This window comes from Serratia sp. HNCC26DJ244, assembly GCF_057180565.1.
This window is the reverse complement of sequence record NZ_JBXUGO010000024.1, coordinates 1-19641: the sequence shown is the minus strand read 5'-3', so window position 1 is coordinate 19641 and position 19641 is coordinate 1. Positions and strand designations below refer to the sequence as shown.

Annotated in this window: 12 protein-coding genes, 2 tRNA genes and 4 pseudogenes; 6 read left to right on the top strand and 12 right to left on the bottom strand. The window is 47.6% G+C overall.

Going from position 1 to position 19641, the window contains the following annotated elements:
• Window positions 1–90 precede the first annotated feature (90 nt).
• The 3 genes from AC2A06_RS16300 to AC2A06_RS16290 all read right to left on the bottom strand — a co-directional run bounded on the left by AC2A06_RS16300 (window position 91) and on the right by AC2A06_RS16290 (window position 3749).
• The gene (locus AC2A06_RS16300; protein WP_473197577.1) at window positions 91–588 is read right to left on the bottom strand and encodes a hypothetical protein; all 498 of its coding nucleotides are present in this window, start codon (window positions 586–588) and stop codon (window positions 91–93) included.
• Window positions 589–1018: 430 nt separating this feature from the next.
• On the bottom strand, window positions 1019–1558 hold the full coding sequence (locus tag AC2A06_RS16295; RefSeq protein WP_484380963.1) for a GDYXXLXY domain-containing protein: 540 nt from the start codon (window positions 1556–1558) through the stop codon (window positions 1019–1021).
• Window positions 1548–3749 carry a DUF4401 domain-containing protein gene (locus tag AC2A06_RS16290; RefSeq protein ID WP_484380962.1) on the bottom strand — a complete coding sequence of 734 codons (2202 nt, stop codon included), beginning with the start codon at window positions 3747–3749 and terminating at the stop codon, window positions 1548–1550. The genes AC2A06_RS16295 and AC2A06_RS16290 overlap by 11 nt, the downstream gene beginning before the upstream one ends.
• Window positions 3750–4139: 390 nt before the next feature.
• On the opposite strand from AC2A06_RS16290, the pseudogene AC2A06_RS16285 reads away from it, so the two are divergent.
• Both AC2A06_RS16285 and speD read left to right on the top strand, forming a co-directional pair.
• Window positions 4140–4313, top strand: a pseudogene (locus AC2A06_RS16285) (spermine/spermidine synthase domain-containing protein); the annotation flags it as partial.
• A pseudogene (speD, locus tag AC2A06_RS16280) lies at window positions 4311–4902 on the top strand (adenosylmethionine decarboxylase); the annotation flags it as partial. The pseudogenes AC2A06_RS16285 and speD, both read left to right, overlap by 3 nt.
• A 193-nt stretch (window positions 4903–5095) precedes the next feature.
• Here the strand turns inward: speD and uhpC are convergent.
• Both uhpC and AC2A06_RS16270 read right to left on the bottom strand, forming a co-directional pair.
• On the bottom strand, window positions 5096–6442 hold the full coding sequence (gene uhpC / locus AC2A06_RS16275) for an MFS transporter family glucose-6-phosphate receptor UhpC (RefSeq protein ID WP_484380961.1): 1347 nt from the start codon (window positions 6440–6442) through the stop codon (window positions 5096–5098).
• Window positions 6443–6477: 35 nt separating this feature from the next.
• Window positions 6478–7287 (bottom strand): inositol monophosphatase family protein, encoded by an 810-nt coding sequence (locus AC2A06_RS16270; RefSeq protein ID WP_484380960.1) that lies wholly within the window; start codon window positions 7285–7287, stop codon window positions 6478–6480.
• A gap of 293 nt (window positions 7288–7580) precedes the next feature.
• Between AC2A06_RS16270 and AC2A06_RS16265 the strand changes: the two are divergent.
• Window positions 7581–7970, top strand: a pseudogene (locus AC2A06_RS16265) (acyl-CoA thioesterase domain-containing protein); the annotation flags it as partial.
• On the opposite strand, the pseudogene AC2A06_RS16260 reads toward AC2A06_RS16265, so the two are convergent.
• The 5 genes and pseudogenes from AC2A06_RS16260 to AC2A06_RS16240 all read right to left on the bottom strand — a co-directional run.
• Window positions 7956–8240 (bottom strand): annotated as a pseudogene (locus AC2A06_RS16260) (SIS domain-containing protein); the annotation flags it as partial. The pseudogenes AC2A06_RS16265 and AC2A06_RS16260 overlap by 15 nt on opposite strands.
• Before the next feature lie 465 nt (window positions 8241–8705).
• Window positions 8706–9350 (bottom strand): DUF4276 family protein, encoded by a 645-nt coding sequence (locus tag AC2A06_RS16255; protein ID WP_484380959.1) that lies wholly within the window; start codon window positions 9348–9350, stop codon window positions 8706–8708.
• Window positions 9347–10453 (bottom strand): AAA family ATPase, encoded by a 1107-nt coding sequence (locus AC2A06_RS16250; RefSeq protein WP_484380958.1) that lies wholly within the window; start codon window positions 10451–10453, stop codon window positions 9347–9349. Before AC2A06_RS16250 ends, AC2A06_RS16255 begins: the two co-directional genes overlap by 4 nt.
• 381 nt (window positions 10454–10834) lie before the next feature.
• A tRNA-Leu gene (locus AC2A06_RS16245) sits at window positions 10835–10921 on the bottom strand.
• 7 nt (window positions 10922–10928) lie between these two features.
• Window positions 10929–11002, bottom strand: a tRNA-Cys gene (locus AC2A06_RS16240).
• A gap of 801 nt (window positions 11003–11803) precedes the next feature.
• Between AC2A06_RS16240 and AC2A06_RS16235 the strand changes: the two genes are divergently transcribed.
• On the top strand, window positions 11804–12520 hold the full coding sequence (locus AC2A06_RS16235) for a helix-turn-helix transcriptional regulator (protein WP_484380957.1): 717 nt from the start codon (window positions 11804–11806) through the stop codon (window positions 12518–12520).
• Here the strand turns inward: AC2A06_RS16235 and AC2A06_RS16230 are convergent, their stop codons facing one another.
• The gene (locus tag AC2A06_RS16230) at window positions 12521–13165 is read right to left on the bottom strand and encodes an acyl-homoserine-lactone synthase (RefSeq protein ID WP_484380956.1); all 645 of its coding nucleotides are present in this window, start codon (window positions 13163–13165) and stop codon (window positions 12521–12523) included.
• A 1120-nt stretch (window positions 13166–14285) separates the two neighbouring features.
• On the opposite strand from AC2A06_RS16230, the gene AC2A06_RS16225 reads away from it, so the two are divergent.
• Window positions 14286–15548, top strand: coding sequence for an MFS transporter (locus AC2A06_RS16225; protein WP_484380955.1), 1263 nt, complete (start codon window positions 14286–14288; stop codon window positions 15546–15548).
• The gene (locus AC2A06_RS16220; protein WP_484380954.1) at window positions 15548–17422 is read left to right on the top strand and encodes a beta-L-arabinofuranosidase domain-containing protein; all 1875 of its coding nucleotides are present in this window, start codon (window positions 15548–15550) and stop codon (window positions 17420–17422) included. The genes AC2A06_RS16225 and AC2A06_RS16220 overlap by 1 nt, the downstream gene beginning before the upstream one ends.
• A 182-nt stretch (window positions 17423–17604) precedes the next feature.
• Here AC2A06_RS16220 and AC2A06_RS16215 read toward each other — a convergent pair.
• On the bottom strand, window positions 17605–19641 hold a 2037-nt coding region (locus tag AC2A06_RS16215; protein ID WP_484380953.1), incomplete at its 5' end, for an invasin domain 3-containing protein.

The following is a 19641-nucleotide window of genomic DNA, read 5'->3' as shown; positions in this document are numbered from 1 at the left end:
AAAACTAAATATTAACGCCATTCAAGCTGCAGAAAAGTTAGCTCAGTACACTTCGCCAACGATCTGCAACCTGAATGAACTGAGGTCTATTTACTCTAAAACAGCTTTTGGCATCGATTTCTCAATACCGGAGATAATCAGCGATTTAATCGCTTCACAAACTTCTGCAAAGTCTTCTGGTACTGACGCTACTTCGCAAGTAGAAGCATCATCACCAACGCCCACCACCGCATACAGCTTAGGACCTTCATAATAAAGTGAAATACTGACACCATGGCGATAGCCACCGGTTATTGGGGTATCATCTAACGTAGTGACGATGAGAAAATTCAGTCGATAATTATTGTCTAATTGTAATCTTGGTAGATAGGCAGACTCAAACTCCCCCTTCGCATTCAAGACACCAATTTCCACATAAGCCCGTGGTTCATTTTGCGCGATAAACCAACGATCTGCTGGCAAAGACAACGACTTAAAATACTCCTGTACAAGTACAGATGCTTTCTCCTGCAAGTTATTCCGAAGCTGCAGCTGAGCAGTAACCAATTGTAAATGCTTCGCCTTTAAATCGTTAAATTTCGTCTCCATACCTATCTCCACACAATTTAATTCTTATACAGGATTGATATCCCCCCTTAACAAGGTGGGGCCCTACCGCTTTCAGACCAGAATCTGACTCCTCTGGGCGAATTTTGCTTTATCGAGTGGCATGACTGCATAACACGCTGTCAGCTATAAAGATTTTAGCACAGGTTTAGCAGAGAACTACCGCATATATCATAAAGTTAAATGAATATAGAATACTGCACCTATCAGCGCTAGTCGGTTCTGTTATATTTCTAACCTTACGCGCTATTTGCCCACCCGGCTAGAGTACGATAAGCGATAGCCAAACCCCTGGTGTATCATGACCTGACGAACCGCAGCATTCATCAAGGCACTATATGCATGGTAGTGAACACTGTACCTGTGCTTAAAGCGTAAAATTAAAGCTCAACTAAACGGTAAACACGGCTAATCAAGGAAGAATGCGCTTTCCCTGAGCATCGAGCAAATAGGTTAATATTGCGGTGCCATCCTGGCCTACGCGAAATTCGCCATAACGGGCATCGGCAAAACGTTCGCCATCCCCTTCCTGAAAAAAGTAACTTGGCGTGCCAATATTCAACCAACCATTAGACAGGTGATATTTCATCAGCACCTCTTGGGCTTTCAGCGGTTGACCCCGGTAGAAACTGGCGTTAACCGCCCGATGTTGAGCATCAAGCTCAACCACAATTTTCTCACGGTTTACCGGTTCAGTGCAGAGGGTGGCGTCATTTTGACAATCTAGGCTCTGCTGCACCCCATCATGCAGAAGCTGGCGGCTTAACGCATAATTCAGTGCCATATAATCGCCCTGCATCAGCGAACGTGGATCTACCGGGGCCAACTCTAATATCACCACCGTGCCATGTTTCAGTAACCGTTCTTTTTGATAAATAGACAGGTTGACGATAATCAGCACCAGCAGGACTATGCCGGCCATTAGCCACTTCATCACGCTTTTAGTTTGCATGACTCTCTCCGGTTTTAACCTGTAGTAACTTTTTCGCGGCCAAGGCCAGCCCCAGTAAAAGCAGACCACTGACTAACAGCAACAGTGATTTTTGCAGCAATGTGACACCGAGAAAGTAATACCAGCCGATAAGATAAAGCATAAAGAAACACCCGGTAACCACCAACAATCCTTTACTGCCCTGGTAGCGTGCTGCCAACAATAATGCCAGCCCGAAGCCAATCCCTGGGGAAAAAATGGCGATAGCACCACAAAACAGTGCGGCAGAGAGATAAACTACCGAGGCTGATGATGGGAATCTGAAGACCTGAAGCAATGCCGCGCTGATTAAACCAGCAGCGATACCGATACCTACCATCAGCGGCAAAGAGGCATGAAAGAATGAATGCCAGAAAAGATCATCAACAAGAGAGTAGTTAATGCTGCTAAAGCACAACAACATCATGCCGGCAGGAATACCATACAACAGTGGCGCAATTGCTGCCGTTTGCTGATTGTGGGCTGCTTGCCAGATATTTTGCCGCGCGATCACCCACAGCCAGATTGCCACCACCCCGGCGATCAACAAAGCAATAATCCCAATGGCGATCTCTTGCGGTAAATGCGTACTGGCCAGGACACTCAAAGGCAAGATCAACGTGACGATGAAAGCGGCAACGGCCATAAAACGATACATTGCATCCGGCATGACCCATGCCATTACGGCCAGTATTGGCAGACACCCCAGCAAACTAATCATAAGGTTGCTGTTCCAACCTAAATCATCCAGTAGTAAAGAAACACCGAAGCATAATCCAAAGGTTGCGGCAATAGCCCATGCCAGGCCGATCTGGTGCTTGCCAATATCCGGAGCCCGTAACAGCGCCACCGCCGGGATGGCGATAATTAATGAACAGATAATCAGCCCGCCGCCACTTAACGAATCAAGCATGTCGGTGACAAACAGTAGTAATGCCAACAGAAAAAGAATGATTATCGCAGCAAACCAGCCACCGACTGCCAACGCAGCACGTAAATACCACGGCAAATGATGCGAATGATCGATTTGCCCCACCTCGGCAAGCTGATCATCATTTAACAATTGCTGCTGGCGGAGTTCCTGCAACAAGCTGGCGACTTCGTTTTGTGCGACATCCACTTCGTGGCGGTGATACAACTCACGCCGCCAATGCAATAATAGTGCGCCCCCTGCAACCAGCCATAGCGCCATCAGGAGACCTATCGCAAACAGCGTGCCGATATCCCATCTACTGTCGAACATTTGCGTCAGCAATACGCAGCCAACGACCATCAAGCTAATAACACCCAATGTCAGCATGCAGAGATCTGGACGACGATATCGGTAATAGAAATAGCCAGCCAGTAGCGTGGCTCCCCACAGAATGAGCACCATTATAGCGGTGTAGGAGCCTTGCCAGTTCCAAAGTGCCTGATTAATCAGCGGGGTTATGTTTAGCAGCAGGTAGCCCATTATCACCCGGGGCAGCCAGCGACTGGCCAACCAGCTAGTCGGCTCTTTCTTACTGGCATATTCAGCCAATGCTTCACGCACCATCAGGCATAACCCCTGCACAGCGAGGTAGCCAGGCAGGGTGAAATCGGCCATCCAATAGTCAAAAAGGGGCGTTGTCTGGCTGGAGTGGTAAAGTTGAAATGCCAGATTAGCGATGGCCCAAGTACAGAGCCACAAGCCATTTTGCCGGCCAATCAGTGCCAGTGGCAACAGCACAAAAGCCCAAGCGCGGAACAACTCCCAGCTGTCGGCGCCGGTTTGATAGACTTGCCCATACAGCGCAAATAACCCGCCAAAACTCAGCCCCACGGCGAGTAATGCCATCTGAGATAAGGCATCATACCAGCGCCACCAGACCACCACCGCCAGCGCTAAAATCAGTAATTCAATCAGGGCAAATTTTGCCATTTTCGGCATGGCGACCCAATTCCAGGCGATGAAAAATATCGCCCCAGCCACCAGAGCCAAAAGCCCAAGCAAGGCGAGAAACACGCTAAGAAAGCGGCGCCAACCTATAATATCCGGCCGCACGCCACAATAGATGAGGATTTGCTGGTACGCAGTTGGCGACAGCCTGCTGCTTTCTGATGAGGCGTTCATTAATACCGGGAGGGTTCGACACAGATGCTCTGCGGCCCTTGAAGGTATAACCCCTTGGTGCTGTGACGATAGTTCCATACCGACATCCTTGCAATTTTAGGTTTAACTCATCAGGGGCTGTATTGTACGGATAAGCGCGCAGGGTGGCAAAATCACCACCCACTGCTTCAGCCCCCTTATGAAGCACCAACTAATCACCTTAGCACCGTGAGCGTCATTGTTTTAGCAGGCAAAGAATTTTCTGCCAGGTTGAATTGAGAAATAAGGTCAAATGCTTGGGAAGGCACTATGCATAAAAAACCCGGAAACGAAATCTGTTCCGGATCTTCTCACCGTGCAAGGAGCGTGCAACTGAACCTTAAATGGTCGGCATTACACCTTAATGCATTTTTTGGTTGCCCTATGCCGCTTATGACTGCTTGCGTAATTCTATGCCCACATTCCCGCCGGGATGTACCGCCAGTAAGGGTAGTAGAGTTTTGCCGCCAGTACTTACCTAATCACCATGCGGGATCTTATGATGACCCACGTTTCAAACTGGTTATCGATGACGGAGTCAATTTTGTCAATCAAACCAATGAGAAATTTGATGTCATTATTTCTGACTGCACCGACCCTATCGGGCCTGGTGAAACTCTTTTTGATCCACAAGGTGCCAGTGTAACTATTCTGGTCAGTGAAGAACCCGTAGATCCCAAAGATATGGATACCTCGGAGCACCCGGGACCACTCCCCAATGCCCTGGTCGCTCATTTAGATAAGAGCCATATTTGCATACACACTTATCCGGAAAGCCATCCAGAAGGGGGGGTGTACATTTCGCGCCGATATTGAGGTTTCTACCTGTGGCGTTATTTCCCCCCTTAAGGCCTTGAACTATCTGATCCACCAGTTAGATTCCGATATTGTCACCATCGATTATCTTGTTCGTGGTTTTACCTGCGATGTAAACGGGGTAAAGCATTATATCGATCATGAGATTAATTCTATCCAAAACTTTATGTCTGAGGATATTAAAGAGCTCTATCATATGACGGATGTGAATGTGTATCAGCAGAACATGTTTCACACCAAAATGTTGTTGAAAAATTTTGATCTGAAACACTATCTGTTCAACGCACAACCCGATGAGCTGAGTGCAGAGGAACAACAAAAAATCACCAACATGCTTTGGAAAGAGATGCATGAAATTTATTACGATCGGAATACCCCGCACTCTAATAACAAGTGATACGAAGTCACAGTGATGACAATCGCAAGGGGCTGATGGCACAACCCCATGCTATAAAACATTTTTACACCATATTAAGAAAAAATTCATCGCCAATGCTTGGCTCTGCTTTCCTTCATAACCCAACGGATTTTTGCCAGCTTCATGCGGCAAACATAACCCCCTCCTGCCAATACACAAGAGGGTTTACTGCTCAGCTGTTCAATGAACTTGCCGGGGAACGCTTGGTATACGCTTTGGGCTTAACCACCAAGGGCAGCAACAGTAGCGCAGACAGCAAGGTTGTGGCTGATAGCACAGTAAAGAAGCCGTCCCAGCTCCAGGTTTCCATCACTTTCGCCAACGGCCAGCCAGAAAGCCCCGCCCCCAGATAGCCAAAGACGCCAACGAATCCAGTGGCGGCACCAGCAGAATCTTTATGCGCTGCCTCTGCGGCTGCCATGCCAATCAACATCTGTGGCCCAAAGATAAAAAAGCCGATAAAGAAGAAACAGGCGGCATTGAGGAAATAGCTGTCGACACTCAACAACCACAACAAGGCAACACTGACGAAGATGCCAATCATAAAAATGATATTCATCGGTACGCGATTACCTGCAAATAACTTATCCGATCCCCAACCGGCAACGAGGGTACCGAGAAAACCACCAATCTCCAGCATGGTCAAAGCAGAGTTTGCTTTCACTAACTGATAGTTATGGGTCTCTACCAGATAGAGATTACCCCAGTCATTGATACCGATGCGTACCACATAAACAAAGACATAAGAGATGGCCAATAACCAGATATATTTATTGGTAAAGATATAACGTTTTAAGATTTCCCAGATCGGTAATCGCTCACTTTTATGTTCCTGCTCTAGCTCCAATGCATCCGCACGCCAGTGGCCTACGGTGGGTAATCCCATTGAAGCAGGGCGATCACGCAAACGAAAGCAGATAAAAAACCCCACCAGAATGGCGATCACCCCTGGCACTATCATGCCGTAACGCCAACCATAATTAACCGCCAGCACCCCTGCCAGTAGTGGAATAATCGCTCCCCCCACATTATGGGAAGTATTACAGATAGCCCACCAGAAGCCCCGCTCATTACGTGAGTACCAGGTTGTCAGTAGTTTGGAACAAGGTGCCCAGCCCCAGCCCTGGAAAAAGGCGTTACACAGCCAGAACAACGTTAATGCCAACAGCGAGGAGCTGAAACCAAACAGAATGTTGATCACACCGGTCAGGATCAGGCCAATGCCCATAAAGTAACGTGGGTTAGAGGCATCACTCATCACGCCAGAAATAAAGCGCGAGGCACCGTACATAAAGTAAAACAGGGTGCCCATTAAACCCACATCCGCTTTGGTCAACCCAAGATCCGCCAACATATCCGGCATAACATAAGTAAAACTCTTGCGCGTAAAATAGTACACCGCATAGCCTACATACATACCCAACATGATATGAATACGCCAGTAGCGATAAGTACGGTTGACCTGCTCACTGTCTAGGGCTGCCGCTTGTTCCGGTGCTGACTTTATCCATTTAATCATTATATTCACCCATCATTAAGGCGCAGACGCCAGGATTAGAAAGATGCTGGGTAGCTAGCGAGCACATCCAGTACCTGTGCATGGAGCTGCGGATCGCCGGCGGCGACAACCGTCGATTGGGAATACATGGTCAAAGGTTCGCCATACCAGTCGGTAATTTTGCCGCCAGCCCCTTCGATGATGGGTACCATGGCGCAGTAATCGACTTCACGCATACCGCCACTATCGACACTCAGATCGATACGCCCCGAGGCAAGGCAACCGTAGGCATAGCAAGCAACACCGTAGATCCGCCATTTGCTGGCACTCAACAGGTGGTTGTAGCCTGGACGATGTTCGGCAAGAACTGGCTCAGTATTGCTGGTAGACATCAAAGCATCAGCCAGTTGTTGACAAGAGCGGGTGCGGATCGGGTGGCCATTCAAGGTACTGGGTTGCCCGGCAATGCCCACCCAACGCTCCTCCACTGCCGGAATATCGATGATCCCTATCACTGGGCGACCATGGTGGCATAACGCCAATAAGGTGCCGTAGACGGGTACCCCGGCAATAAACTGCTTAGTGCCATCAATCGGGTCAATCACCCACACCCACTCTTCATTCTGAGCCTCAGCGCCATACTCTTCACCCAGGATGCCGTGGCCAGGAAAAGCCTGGGTTAATTGCTCACGTATCAGTTGCTCGACTTGCTGATCAATCACCGTCACCGGGCTAAGATCATCTTTAGTGACAAATTCCCGCCCACCGTAGAGATAACGCTGGCGCTCCTGTTTAAGCAGCTGGCGGGTCTGATCAGTGATAGACTCAGCTATCTGCGCGAAGTGTTGTAGTTGTTGTGTCTGCATATCTCCATAACTCCCAAACAGTGATGCAAGAGAACCTATGTGAAGTTTATGTTTCACTTTTGTTACAGCAAGCAATGAGGGTCGCGCCAAAAAGGTTTCTATACTTGAGGGATTTCTTTAGTTAAGGGGGCGAAATTGGCATAATAACCAGTTGATGGGAGAATAATGATGGCTTCAATGCTACCTATGACTGCGTAAACTGAACAATATCTGGCGTTATATTTAAATTGCGCCTCTGTTGAACACACTGCTTAAACGATGATGAAAAAGGTTGTTACCCTATGAGGTAGGCATTGCAAAATCTGCTCAACCTGCTGGAATTAGAAAAACTTGAAGAGGGTTTATTTCGCGGCCAAAGCGAAGATTTAGGGTTGCGCCAGGTCTTTGGCGGACAAGTTGTTGGCCAGGCACTCTATGCTGCCAAGCAGACCCTCCCTAGCGAGCGTGGCATTCACTCATTCCACAGTTATTTCTTGCGCCCGGGGGATAGCAGCAAACCCATTATCTACGATGTCGAAAACTTACGTGATGGTAATAGCTTCAGCGCTCGCCGCGTCAGTGCTATTCAGCACGGTAAACCTATTTTCTACATGACCGCTTCTTTCCAACACCCAGAATCCGGTTTTGAACACCAGAGCACCATGCCAGACGTTTTGCCCCCGGAATGCCTCTTTGCTAAAACCACGCCGTGCCATTAGGCAGACACAGATGGCATCAAACAGTGCCAGCACTAACACGATGGATGTCGTTGCTAACATATTTAGCGAGTCGATTTCTTGCTGCACATGTGTTTTTAGCACTAAAGCAGAAACCTGCGCGATAGCTGACTGATCATTCTCCGTCACACTGATAATCTTCACCTGCTTACGTTGCAGCGTCGGTAACAAACGGGTCAACTTGTCGGAATTACCGCCACGGGAGATCAGGATAATAATGTCCTGCCGCCCCAAAAAGATTACAGCGGTAAAAGATTCGGGTGAACGACAAATCCGCATCGAGCGGATTTGAACGCCGCTGGCGGTAGTCCCGTCAGGGGCGAGTCTCATGGATGAGACGAGTAACCGCAATCCACACCGCTGCCGAAGTTTCATCGTTGATGGGTATATACCATCAACACCTCACGCATCTATCCCAACAGCCCGTATCTCACTTACCGTGACGCAACCCCAGTCTGCTAACTATTTAACTTGAATATAGCCTTTATCACCTTTTTATTTTCTCGGGGCTCGCTCGCTGTAGTAACTGAGTTATTTCCGGCTCTGCTGGACAAGGCTGACACGCAGGCGGCTAAATAGAAATCTGACACCACCGGCCTGCGGGAGGTTCCAGCCCGGCTAAGTTCAGGGATTTCCAGCAGCAGCTTTGGGAGTAAAATTGAAGTGGTTTATGGGTGTTAAAACACCCTATTGCCAAAATGATTAATGAGCTAACGCCAGAAGACGCTCTATCCAGTTGTTGAAGTGCGAACATTGCGCCCGGATGGTATCCAAGCCAATATCTTCGGCAATCAACGGGCCATGCAGCGTTTTTTGGTATTTTGGCACTAATGCCATGATCCGCTTGGATGGCGCAGTTTGCGGCCTGTTATTGATGTGCTCAGGTGAAGCAAACTCAGCGCTAATTTTCTTTAGTTGCGCCACTGGAGCGTCATCGTCCAACCATGCGCCAAACTTGTCAGGTGCAGAAAAGAGCAGTGCTTCAAACTCATGCAAGAGTAGATTCGGGATAAAATTAGGCTCATCGATATCTTGCTGTAAAGCTTGCTCCAGCTGTACTACGTGACCATGAGCATTCGGCGCTGGGTTGCTTGGCATAGGGAAATCCGTAGGCAAGCCGTAGTAGTCCATCAATGTAGTGACATAAGCCGTTTTATTTTTTCGGCACAAGCGTGTTACTTGATGCTTAACCTTACCATAACTGACAATCCCGCCCTTATGCCCGGGGCTAGTCTGTGCCAAGATTGGGGTGAGATAAATACGAACAAGGGAAAAATAGGGCACCAACAGATCACGCACAAACGTTTCTTCCGTCTGCCCTTCAACAAAGACCAATATTCGGCTCATGATTGTGGTCTCCCGCCCAGCAGGTTTTTCTTCCACAAATCCCCAAGACTGTAATCTTCTAACCAGTCACTTAATAACGCAGTATCGAAACGTTTAAAGGTTGAGGATCCATTGTGTTTATCTACAACGATCAAATCCTCGGCATCAAACTGATTAACTAGCTCGACGGATTGTGTCGAAATAATCATCTGATGCTTATGGCTGGCGCTTTTTATCAATTCGGCCAATACGTTGATAGCGTAAGGGTGTAGCCCCAGTTCAGGCTCATCCACGATGATGACACTGGGAATAAACTTTTCTGGTTGCAACAGCACCGTTGCCAGCAAAATAAAACGCAGAGTGCCATCCGATAGCTCACTGGCTTTGAACGGAATATCGTGACCTTCTTCGGTCCATTCAAGTTGGATACTGTCTTGGTTATCAGGTGTCGCGCGCAGGTAAAAACCACCGAAATAAGGCGCTACCATGCGAATAGTACGAATTATCCGCAGATAGTGGCTAGGATGATTTTTCTGTAATCGGAACAAGAAGGCTGCCAAATTAGCACCATCTTCTCGTAAATAGTCGTTATCGTTGATACGGTGTATCTGCTTGACCTTAGCTTTTGGACTGGTGTCTTGGAAATGATAAATACACCATGAGCGAATGCTATCAATTACAGTGTCTAATTTATTAGACCCTGTACCATGTGAGTAAAATTGATTTACGGCTGTTTCATGATGTCCCAATGTTCCTACTGAATGTTCTGATTCTGTTGAAAAAACACTTTCATTTTCAAAAAAAAAGCGATTGTCATTCGATGCAACTAATACTGACTCGTAGCAAAAACCATTGATATGAATTTCAGTACTCAGTCTCTCAGTAACATTTCGCCCATAATGCAATATAGCATCAGGCCCACCAGCCTGAGCAACCCTAAGCGCCAAACGAGAGGAGAGTTGTTCCGATAAGAAAGACAAGTAACTGATAAAATTTGACTTCCCCGCTCCATTAGCTCCGATTAACACATTTAAACAACCCATTTCCAGGTCACATTTAGCAATCGATTTATAGCCGTTAATCACAATACGGCTCAATTGGTCACTATTGGTAACGTCCTTCATGCCGTAGCCTCACATTCGTCAGCAACCATTTACCGTGTTACCGCAGCTCACTCTTCCACATGGGGTTCCGTGGATTGTTGAGCTCAACTGTCTCCAATGACAGAATCAGCGTATCGCCCATCACCAATGAAGCTGTAGCCCTGCTGGCTACAGTTATTCGCCGCTTCACCCTTCGGGCAAGCACAAACGCTGTTCACTACGCCCTGCGTTTTGTCAAGCAACTACATTGAACTTGAGTATACACTCAAATGTGTACTCATAAACAACTTGACGTAGGTTGAACTGTATTGAATTACGGAGAGTTAGTGATGCGTAGAAAACGAGTAAAAACAGAAGGTTGAGACAAAAAAATAGACGCTTTTTGCGTCTATGATTTCGAAATGGTGCCCGGGGCGGGACTTGAACCCGCATGGCGTTGCCGCCGAGGGATTTTAAATCCCTTGTGTATACCGATTTCACCACCCGGGCTGAAAATTGGAGGCGCGTTCCGGAGTCGAACCGGACTAGACGGATTTGCAATCCGCTACATAACCGCTTTGTTAACGCGCCTTGGTACTCTTTACTTCTTCAAACATTTCTTCTTCAAGCATTTGTTTTTTCAAACATCTGCTTTTTCAAGTTAAAGCTGATAATTATCTGTTTTAACTTGAAACCACAAGCAGGAAAGGTTTCCACACTCTGGTTCAACTTGTTGATACTCAACGTTATTTAACAACATTGGCTGTCAACACGGTCTGCATTATGTACCAATAGTTTTCCCTTAGCAACCCCCTATTCTCAATAAAGCGCGCTCAGACATTCTGAATGCATATTTTCCGTTCACAAAGATGCATTCTTGAACATTTGTCTATGGCAGGAAACTTGCCACTTGCAATAAGGTGGTGGTATCACTGGATGGCAGCCACCCTTGGAACCGGTGCAGCAATGCAGTGTTTTGCTCTATTTGGGATAAAATTGATCTCTCTTCAATATAACCTACTATACTCGTCGTACTTATTGCATCGGTACCGGTTCGGTTTATGCTTGTTTTTTGAGCGTTTTTTTGACTTGTGCTCGAGATGCAATTCCAATTAGTGACCGCATACAGGGCTTATCTTTTATTGTTGTGGAAAAATAGACGATGTATTTTTATGAGACGGTGCTTTAGGCAATCGATATTGACTTTTTAGTGGTCAGGGCTCGACACAATCCACTGTTTTTTATACCCTTAGTGGGGAATGCCACCTATCTCCAAGTCTTTTTCTTTAGAAGTACATGAGTGATGCGACTGAAATTTCTTGTCACTCCGCCCTTGTCCAGCGAGGGTGAGGCAAGTATACATAGGGCTATTTGACGAGTTGGGAGTTATTGATGGAACAGGAAAATAATGTCAGTAGTATTATTCGACAGCACCTTGAAGAAGCATTAAATGCTATTGGTGAGTTTGTCTGGGCCTATGTGGTTTTATCTAAAAGGGATATGTCCTGTATCTATGGAGTAACCAACTACCCTAGCGATTGGGTCAACCATTATAAAGAAAAAGGCTTGCAATATACTGACCCCGTTGTCATCACTGCGCTTAACCGGTTGACTCCATTCTCATGGGATGAAAATCTGCCCATTGCTCCAGGGCATCAATCCCATGAAATCTTTAATAAGTCCCGTGAATTTTCTGTAACCAATGGCTATACCTTTGTATTACATGACTTTAACAACAATCTGGTTACTTTATCCTTTATTATTGCGCCAGAGCGCAGTGCTGAAGTCACACAAGCCTTAATCAAAAATAAAGGAGATATTTCAATATTATTAGCCTCAGTACATGAGATGTATCTTGCATTAACCTCGTTATCAGAAAAAAAGCTCTCTGACAGTGAAACCAGGTATCAATTCACCACGAGGGAAAATGAGATCCTTTATTGGTCAAGCATGGGGAAAACCTATCAAGAGACCGGGATTATCCTGGGTATAAAGATGTCTACAGTTAAATTTCATATGGCAAACATCGTTAAGAAAATGGGAGTGACGAATGCTCGGCATGCAATACGTCTAGGGATGGAACTTCAACTGATTAAACCAGTTGATTAATTAGATTGAAGGCTCAAATGACAGCGGCCAATCGCTTAGTATTTTTTCATCCGGCATGATATACCGGCTGTTGATTTTTTCCTTTATGTTATGTTGACTGTTAATATCGACATTGCCCAGTAATAGATAAACAGGCTCATCCTTTTCAGACATGCCGGTCGCTAACACGGTAACATCCCAACCTGAACTTTTGATGATTTGCATCATTGAATGACTTGCAACGGCAATAATGCCATCATAATGATGTAGCCGGGCATAATTAATCAGCGATAGGAACAGCACCATAGTAACAGGAAAGTGACTCCCTAACAGGGTGCGGCTTCTTTTTTTATCGACGAAGAATCGTGTGGATTCAATATAACTTCCTTCTGGGATTGTTACATTATTAAAAAACGATGAAAATGTACTGTCTAACATATTGCTATCTTTCATATCAATAATCCTGGTTCCGCATATAACCATATCCTGTTCAACCCCAAAGATATAGTTCGCCCTTTCATTATCAAACTGATCAATTTCTTTGTCTTCTGAGCAAGTCACTGCCCATTGCAATCTATCTTTAAATGTGGTCTTTCTTAACATAGATAAGTCTTCGAACACCTCATTACTTAGGGATAGATAGTTAGTACTATAAATATTAAACATAGTGTCACCTGTATATGTATATATCCGTTATATATCAAGTTGCAGGTGTACTTGTGAGTCTAGTATTCCCTATCAAGTTATTGGATTAATTAGCCTCGTACTCGTTAGTAGTGAAAGTGGTTTTTAAATAGGCCAGGAATCACTTCCCTGTTAATTTACCCTAATGATGTAACATTGTAATATTCAAACCGGTGATTAACCGATCTTTCAGACCATTCAACTTACCACTCTATTACTATCCTCCTGCAGCTTGAATAAACATGGATAAAAATAAGTTTATTTGACAAAATCAGTGAAGTTTCAGTAATAGCATGCCGAGCTATAGGGATGATAAATCTTTTTAGTCTGCTTTGGCTAATTTTGTGTATCAGTTTCCGCGCTATCCGCCTATTACAGCCAATAAAACTGGCGAATCCATGGTTGCGCTTGCACTAGGCGCTGCATTTTCTGCTGCGGACAGAGCTATTCGCCACGCAATTTTACGCAACCCGCCAGAATATTCGCTCAAACCATATTGAAATAAGCGCATAGGTGATGGCAGCGAGTATCTACGATAATGCCAGGGTATGGCAGCCAATCTATTCGCCCTACTGGGCTGAGCATTAAAACTCATCTCACTGGATAAAACGCCGGGGATTCAGTGAACGCCCAAGTCATCACCAACATGGCATCGTCTGTTTTATCATCACGCTTACTTGGTGGTATCGTTACCAAAGTCATTTATGATATAAGCCTTTTTGTGAATGCTCGGCACAATAAAATATATCCACTTGTTTTTATTAAATTAATACTAGGTGATCATGCTGTTTGTAAAGTAATAATCAGAATAAAAAGAGGCGAATGGCAGGTATAAAGGAAGGGGCTAACAATAAATTGTAATCGCTTACATCTCTTTTGCAAACAACATCACAGTTTAGTTACCATCCCTCAGGTAAAATTTTCCTAGGCATTTTCTTGATGATCTCCACCATCACCTTCGTTACTGCCTGCCCCAGGCCAAGCCCGGCTTAGCCGCTTATAGATGCCTTTGGGGCCATTTTTCAGGGAACAAACAGAGAGTCAGGTCATAAGTAGACTGAAACAATCAACCCAGCCACATACATAATATGAGTAACATTATATGAAACCACTAAAAATCAAGATTGCAGGGCTGCAATTTTTACAATTTCTGGCCTGGGGAAGCTGGCTGATATCAGTCGGTGCATACTGCCTGCACACCAAACAGTGGAGTGCTTCTGAATTTGGCAGCATCTTCGCCACCATTGGTATTGCCGCCCTTTTTATGCCTACGCTGGCAGGGATCGTGGCCGACAAATGGATTAACGCTGAACGCCTCTACGCCATACTGCAACTCGGTTGTGCCGCAAGCATGGTTATGGTCCCCCAAATGGAAACGCCACAACAGCTCTTCTGGCTGATGCTGGTTAACATGCTCTGTTATATCCCGACCATCTCCCTTGCATTTTCGGTCTCCTTCAGTGTCATGACCCAAGCTGGCATGAATATCGTCAAGGAATATCCGCCCCTTAGGGTATTTGGTACCCTGGGCTTTGCCAGCGGCATGTGGCTGACCAGCCTCTCCGGGTTAGAGACCTCTCCCCTTCAGTTTTATATTTCAGCAGCCTCTTCGTTGGCTGTAGCGGTGCTCGCCATGAGCATGCCGCAGTGTCGCCCAAGCGGTTCGACTGCCGGCTCGGTCGCACAACAATTCCTCAGCTTCGGTAAGCTATTTGCCGACAAACGGTTTGGTGCCTTCTTTATCTTCTCCGGCTTGCTCGGGGTTAGCATGCAGTTGTCCAATGCCTATGCCGGTACCTTTTTGCATGATTTTTCCAGTAATCCTCTTTACAGCGACAGCATCATGATCCGCTTCCCAGCGGTGATCGTCTCTATCGGCCAGATGTCAGAGATGTTCTTTGTGTTGCTCGTGCCATATTTCCTGACTCGCTACAGCGTGAAAACCGTGATGCTCATCAGTATGCTGGCTTGGGTTGCCCGCTGGTTGCTGCTCGGCTTTGGTAACCCCGGCGAGCTGTGGTGGATGATCATCCTCTCCATGCTGGTTTGGGGCGTCGCCTTCGATTTCTTCAACCTGGCTGGTTCCCTATTTCTCGAAACCAACGTTGATAACGGCATGAAGGCCACGGCACAAGGCCTGCTCCAGGTGATGATTATCGGTGTCGGCGGAACACTCGGCGGCTTCGCCAGTGGTTGGATGATCGACGCATTCTTTACTCATGATGGCATTCGTGACTGGCGTAGCATTATGATCGCCTTTGCCGCATTCAACTTGCTAGTAGCTGTAAGCTTTATGCTGTTCTTCAAGGGCTCAGTGTCTGGTAAATCCCCATCGGGCCCGTCAGATATCAAAGGTGCATCCTGATGATTACAGCGAACGCCTATAGTCGTATTCCATTGCATCAATTACAGCCGCTCGGTTGGCTACGTGACCAATTAGCCATCCAGTGCAACGGCATGAGTGGTCATCTCGACCAATTCTGGCCCGATGTACAAGATAGCGCCTGGTTCGGGGGCGATTCCGAAGGGTGGGAACGTGCGCCCTATTGGCTCGACGGTAGCATTCCGCTTGCCTGGTTGAGCGGTGATGAGGGGCTAATCGCACGTATCACTGGCTATGTCGATTATATCCTCAACCATCAGCAGGAAGATGGCTGGCTTGGCCCAAAGAACGCCAACACGGTCAATCCAGAAGCCAAAGAAGGATACGATATCTGGGCTCAGTTTCTGGCAGTTAAAATGCTGATCGAATACCACGCCTTCACCGAAGATGCGCGGGTTGAAGCTGCCGTGGAACGGGCCCTGCGCAAGATAGAGGGCGCTATCAACTGGACCCCACTGTTCGACTGGGGTCAAGCCCGCTGGTTCGAGTCCTTTATTGCCATCTTCTGGCTCTATGAACGCCAACCGGCTCCTTGGCTGTTGGACCTCTGTGTCAAGCTGGAGGCACAAGGGTTCAACTGGCAGCGCTTCATTGCTGCCTGGCCCTGTACTGAAGCCACACCCAAAGGGGCGTGGAACTTTATGAGCCATGTGGTCAACAATGCCATGGCTGTCAAGGCTTATGCTTTGGTGTGGAAATTGACCGGTGAAGCGCGTGATCGGCAAACACCTTATGACTTTATCAACCAACTGGATCGCCACCATGGTACCGCTGTGGGGACCTTCACCGGTGACGAATGCCTGGCAGGTAAGAGCCCATTACGCGGTACCGAGCTTTGTGCCGCCGTAGAGTATATGTACTCGCTGGAGCAACTGATCACCATCTATGGGGATCTCAGTTTTGCCGATCGTCTTGAGAAGATCGCCTTTAACGCTTTGCCGGGCTATTTCACCCGGGATATGTGGGCGCACCAGTATAACCAGCAGGTCAACCAGGTTGCCTGCGTGGTTGACCCCGATATGCCATGGAATACCAATGACCCTGATGCCAATACCTACGGTTTGATGCCGCACTTCGGCTGCTGTACCTCAAACTATCATCAGGGGTTGCCCAAATTTGCTACCCATGCCTGGTTACAAAGTGCAGAGGAATTGGTCGCGGTCTCTTATATCCCCCTCGAGTTCACCACCCAGCTCAAAGGGCAAGCGGTCAAGGTCATCAATAACAGCCACTACCCCTTCGCAAACCGTGTGTGCATCACACTCGAGTGCGATAACGATGCTGACTTTGCCGTGCGCCTGCGCATTCCGTCTTGGTCAGAACGGACAGTTATCCGGCTAGATGGTGCCGTTTTCAGTAGCGGAGCGCGGCAAGAGGTAGTGATACAGCGCAACTGGCAAGGCTGCCATCAAATCGACATCGAGTTCGACTTCCAGTTACAGCAAGAATCTCGTGAGCAAGGGGCGCTGGCCCTCAGCTATGGTCCATTGGTCTATGCCCTGCCGCTGGAAGAGGAATGGCAACGCATCAATAGCGATAAGCCGTACCGTGAGTTTCCGCACTGTGACTACAGCGTGACACCCACCTCAGCGTGGAACTGGGCAATCGACCCCAGCAGTGTCGAGGTCACCTTGGCGATACCGGGGGCCATCCCCTTTAGCCGAGAGAACCCGCCATCCACCATGCGGATCAAAGGTACTCAATTGCCCAACTGGCAGTCTGCCGTACCTTGTCTCGCCAGCGCACCACCACAGAGCCCGCTATCTGTGCAAGGAGAGGAAACCGAACTTATTATGATCCCGTTCGGCTGTACTCATCTGCGTATGGGCGAATTGCCTTGGTACCAGAAATTGTAAGCTGAAGTGACCCCAAGGGTTCTTTGGTGACTATACCCAAGTTCAATGGAGTAGCAGTTTAGAGTCTTGATTACAAAAACAGGCGAACTTAGTAAGTTCGCCTGCTTATTTCCAATACCCTAATTTTGTTGATATTCAGTATTAGCCGCCCTGGTAAGGGCGGCTAAACATCGTCAATCCTGTTACTTCATACAGGCCAAGATCGCAGGAATTGCTGTGGAGACATTTCCTGTTGTCACCATAACTTGACCTGATCCTGAATCTGTTTTTACCCAGATCCGCTGTTGGGCCCCCGGGAAACCTGAACCAGGATAGTTCGCCAGATTACCCCATTCAGCCCAAACAGCGCCGAGCCCTCTTTGCCCATTACCACTGGCTGGTGTGGTTAGTAACATTTCATTCATCGTCGGTATCCTTGCATAACCACTGTTAATACAGTTGAGGGTAGCAATATCCGCCGAACCTGAGGATATCCCATTGTAAACATAGGAAATCCATGTTTTAACCGTGAACTTATAGGTAAAGACCACTGACGTATCACTCTTCCATTCAGCAGTAATCGTCACCTCACCACTAGGTTGTGAAGCCATTGTCACGGCCCCAGTATTAGACACTGACACGGCAGATGACTGACTACTCGTCCAGGTATAATTACTGTTTTGCGCAGTACTACCATGTGGTGCCAACTGGAAGGTCGCATTGGTAAACCCTGTTGTCGGGAAACCACTTGCGATACCAAACAGTGACGGTGAAGAGTTCAATTGGGTATCCACCGTTGCTTTAGCAAAGTTTGGCGCTACCTCAATATTCAAAGTTTTACTGCTTACTTGATTACTGCTATTCGTCACCGTCGCGGTAAGCGTAGTAACAGCACCAGCATCGGTAGTAGTAAAGTTGATCGAAGCGCTACCCGTTGCATCAGTGACTGCGGTATTACCCGAGACAAAAGATACGCCACTGCCACCCGGCACACTGAATGTGACTGTCATACCTTGAACTGGGTTGTTACCACTATCCGTGACTACTGCCACCGCAACCTTAGGTACAGTAGAAGTCAAAGCGGTGATTGCAGCAGTAGATGGATCGGCAGTCAACGTCACCGTCGCGGTTTTGCTCAGGGTATTACCATTCACCTTGACGGAGATATTCGCCGTACCCGCCAACGTACCGGCAGTCAGGGTCGCCGTATAGATACCGGAGCCTGCCACCGTTTCTGTCGCCGTATCTATAGCCCCCAACGAGGTTGCGAAGGTCACGGTTTGACCACTCACCGTATTGTTGTTGACGTCTTTCAGCGTCAAGGTCACTACGGAGGTCGCCGTCCCATTCGCTACGATACTCACCGGGTTAGCAGTCAAAGTAGACTTGGCTGGGTCAAGTTTGCTGCTGTCACCGTTCAACGTCACCGTCGCAGTGTTGCTCAGGGAATTGCCATTCACCTTGACGGTGATGTTAGCCTTACCAGCAAGCGTACCCGCGGTCAGGGTGGCCGTATAAATACCGGAGCCTGCCACCGTTTCTGTCGCGGTGTTTATAGCCCCCAACGAGGTTGCGAAGGTCACGGTTTGACCACTCACCGTATTGTCGTTGACGTCTTTCAGGGTCAAAGTCACCACGGAGGTCGCCGTCCCATTCGCTACGATACTCACCGGGTTAGCAGTCAAGGTAGACTTGGCTGGGTCAAGTTTGCTGCTGTCACCGTTCAACGTCACCGTCGCAGTGTTGCTCAGGGAATTGCCATTCACCTTAACGGTGATGTTAGCCTTACCGGCAAGCGTACCGGCGGTCAGGGTGGCCGTATAAATACCGGAGCCTGCCACCGTTTCTGTCGCGGTGTTTATAGCCCCCAACGAGGTTGCGAAAGTCACCGTTTGACCACTCACCGTATTGTCGTTGACATCTTTCAAGGTCAAGGTCACCACCGAGGTCGCCGTCCCATTCGCTACGATACTCACCGGGTTAGCGATCAAGGTAGACTTGGCTGGGTCAAGCTTGCTGCTATCACCGTTCAACGTCACCGTCGCGGTATTACTCAGCGGATTGCTATTCACCTTAACGGTGATATTCGCTGTACCCGCCTGCGTACCCGCAGTCAGAGTGGCCGTATAAATACCGGAACCTGCCACCGTTTCTGTCGCGGTGTTTATAGCCCCCAACGAGGTTGCGAAAGTCACGGTTTGACCACTCACCGTATTGTTGTTGACGTCTCTCAGGGTCAA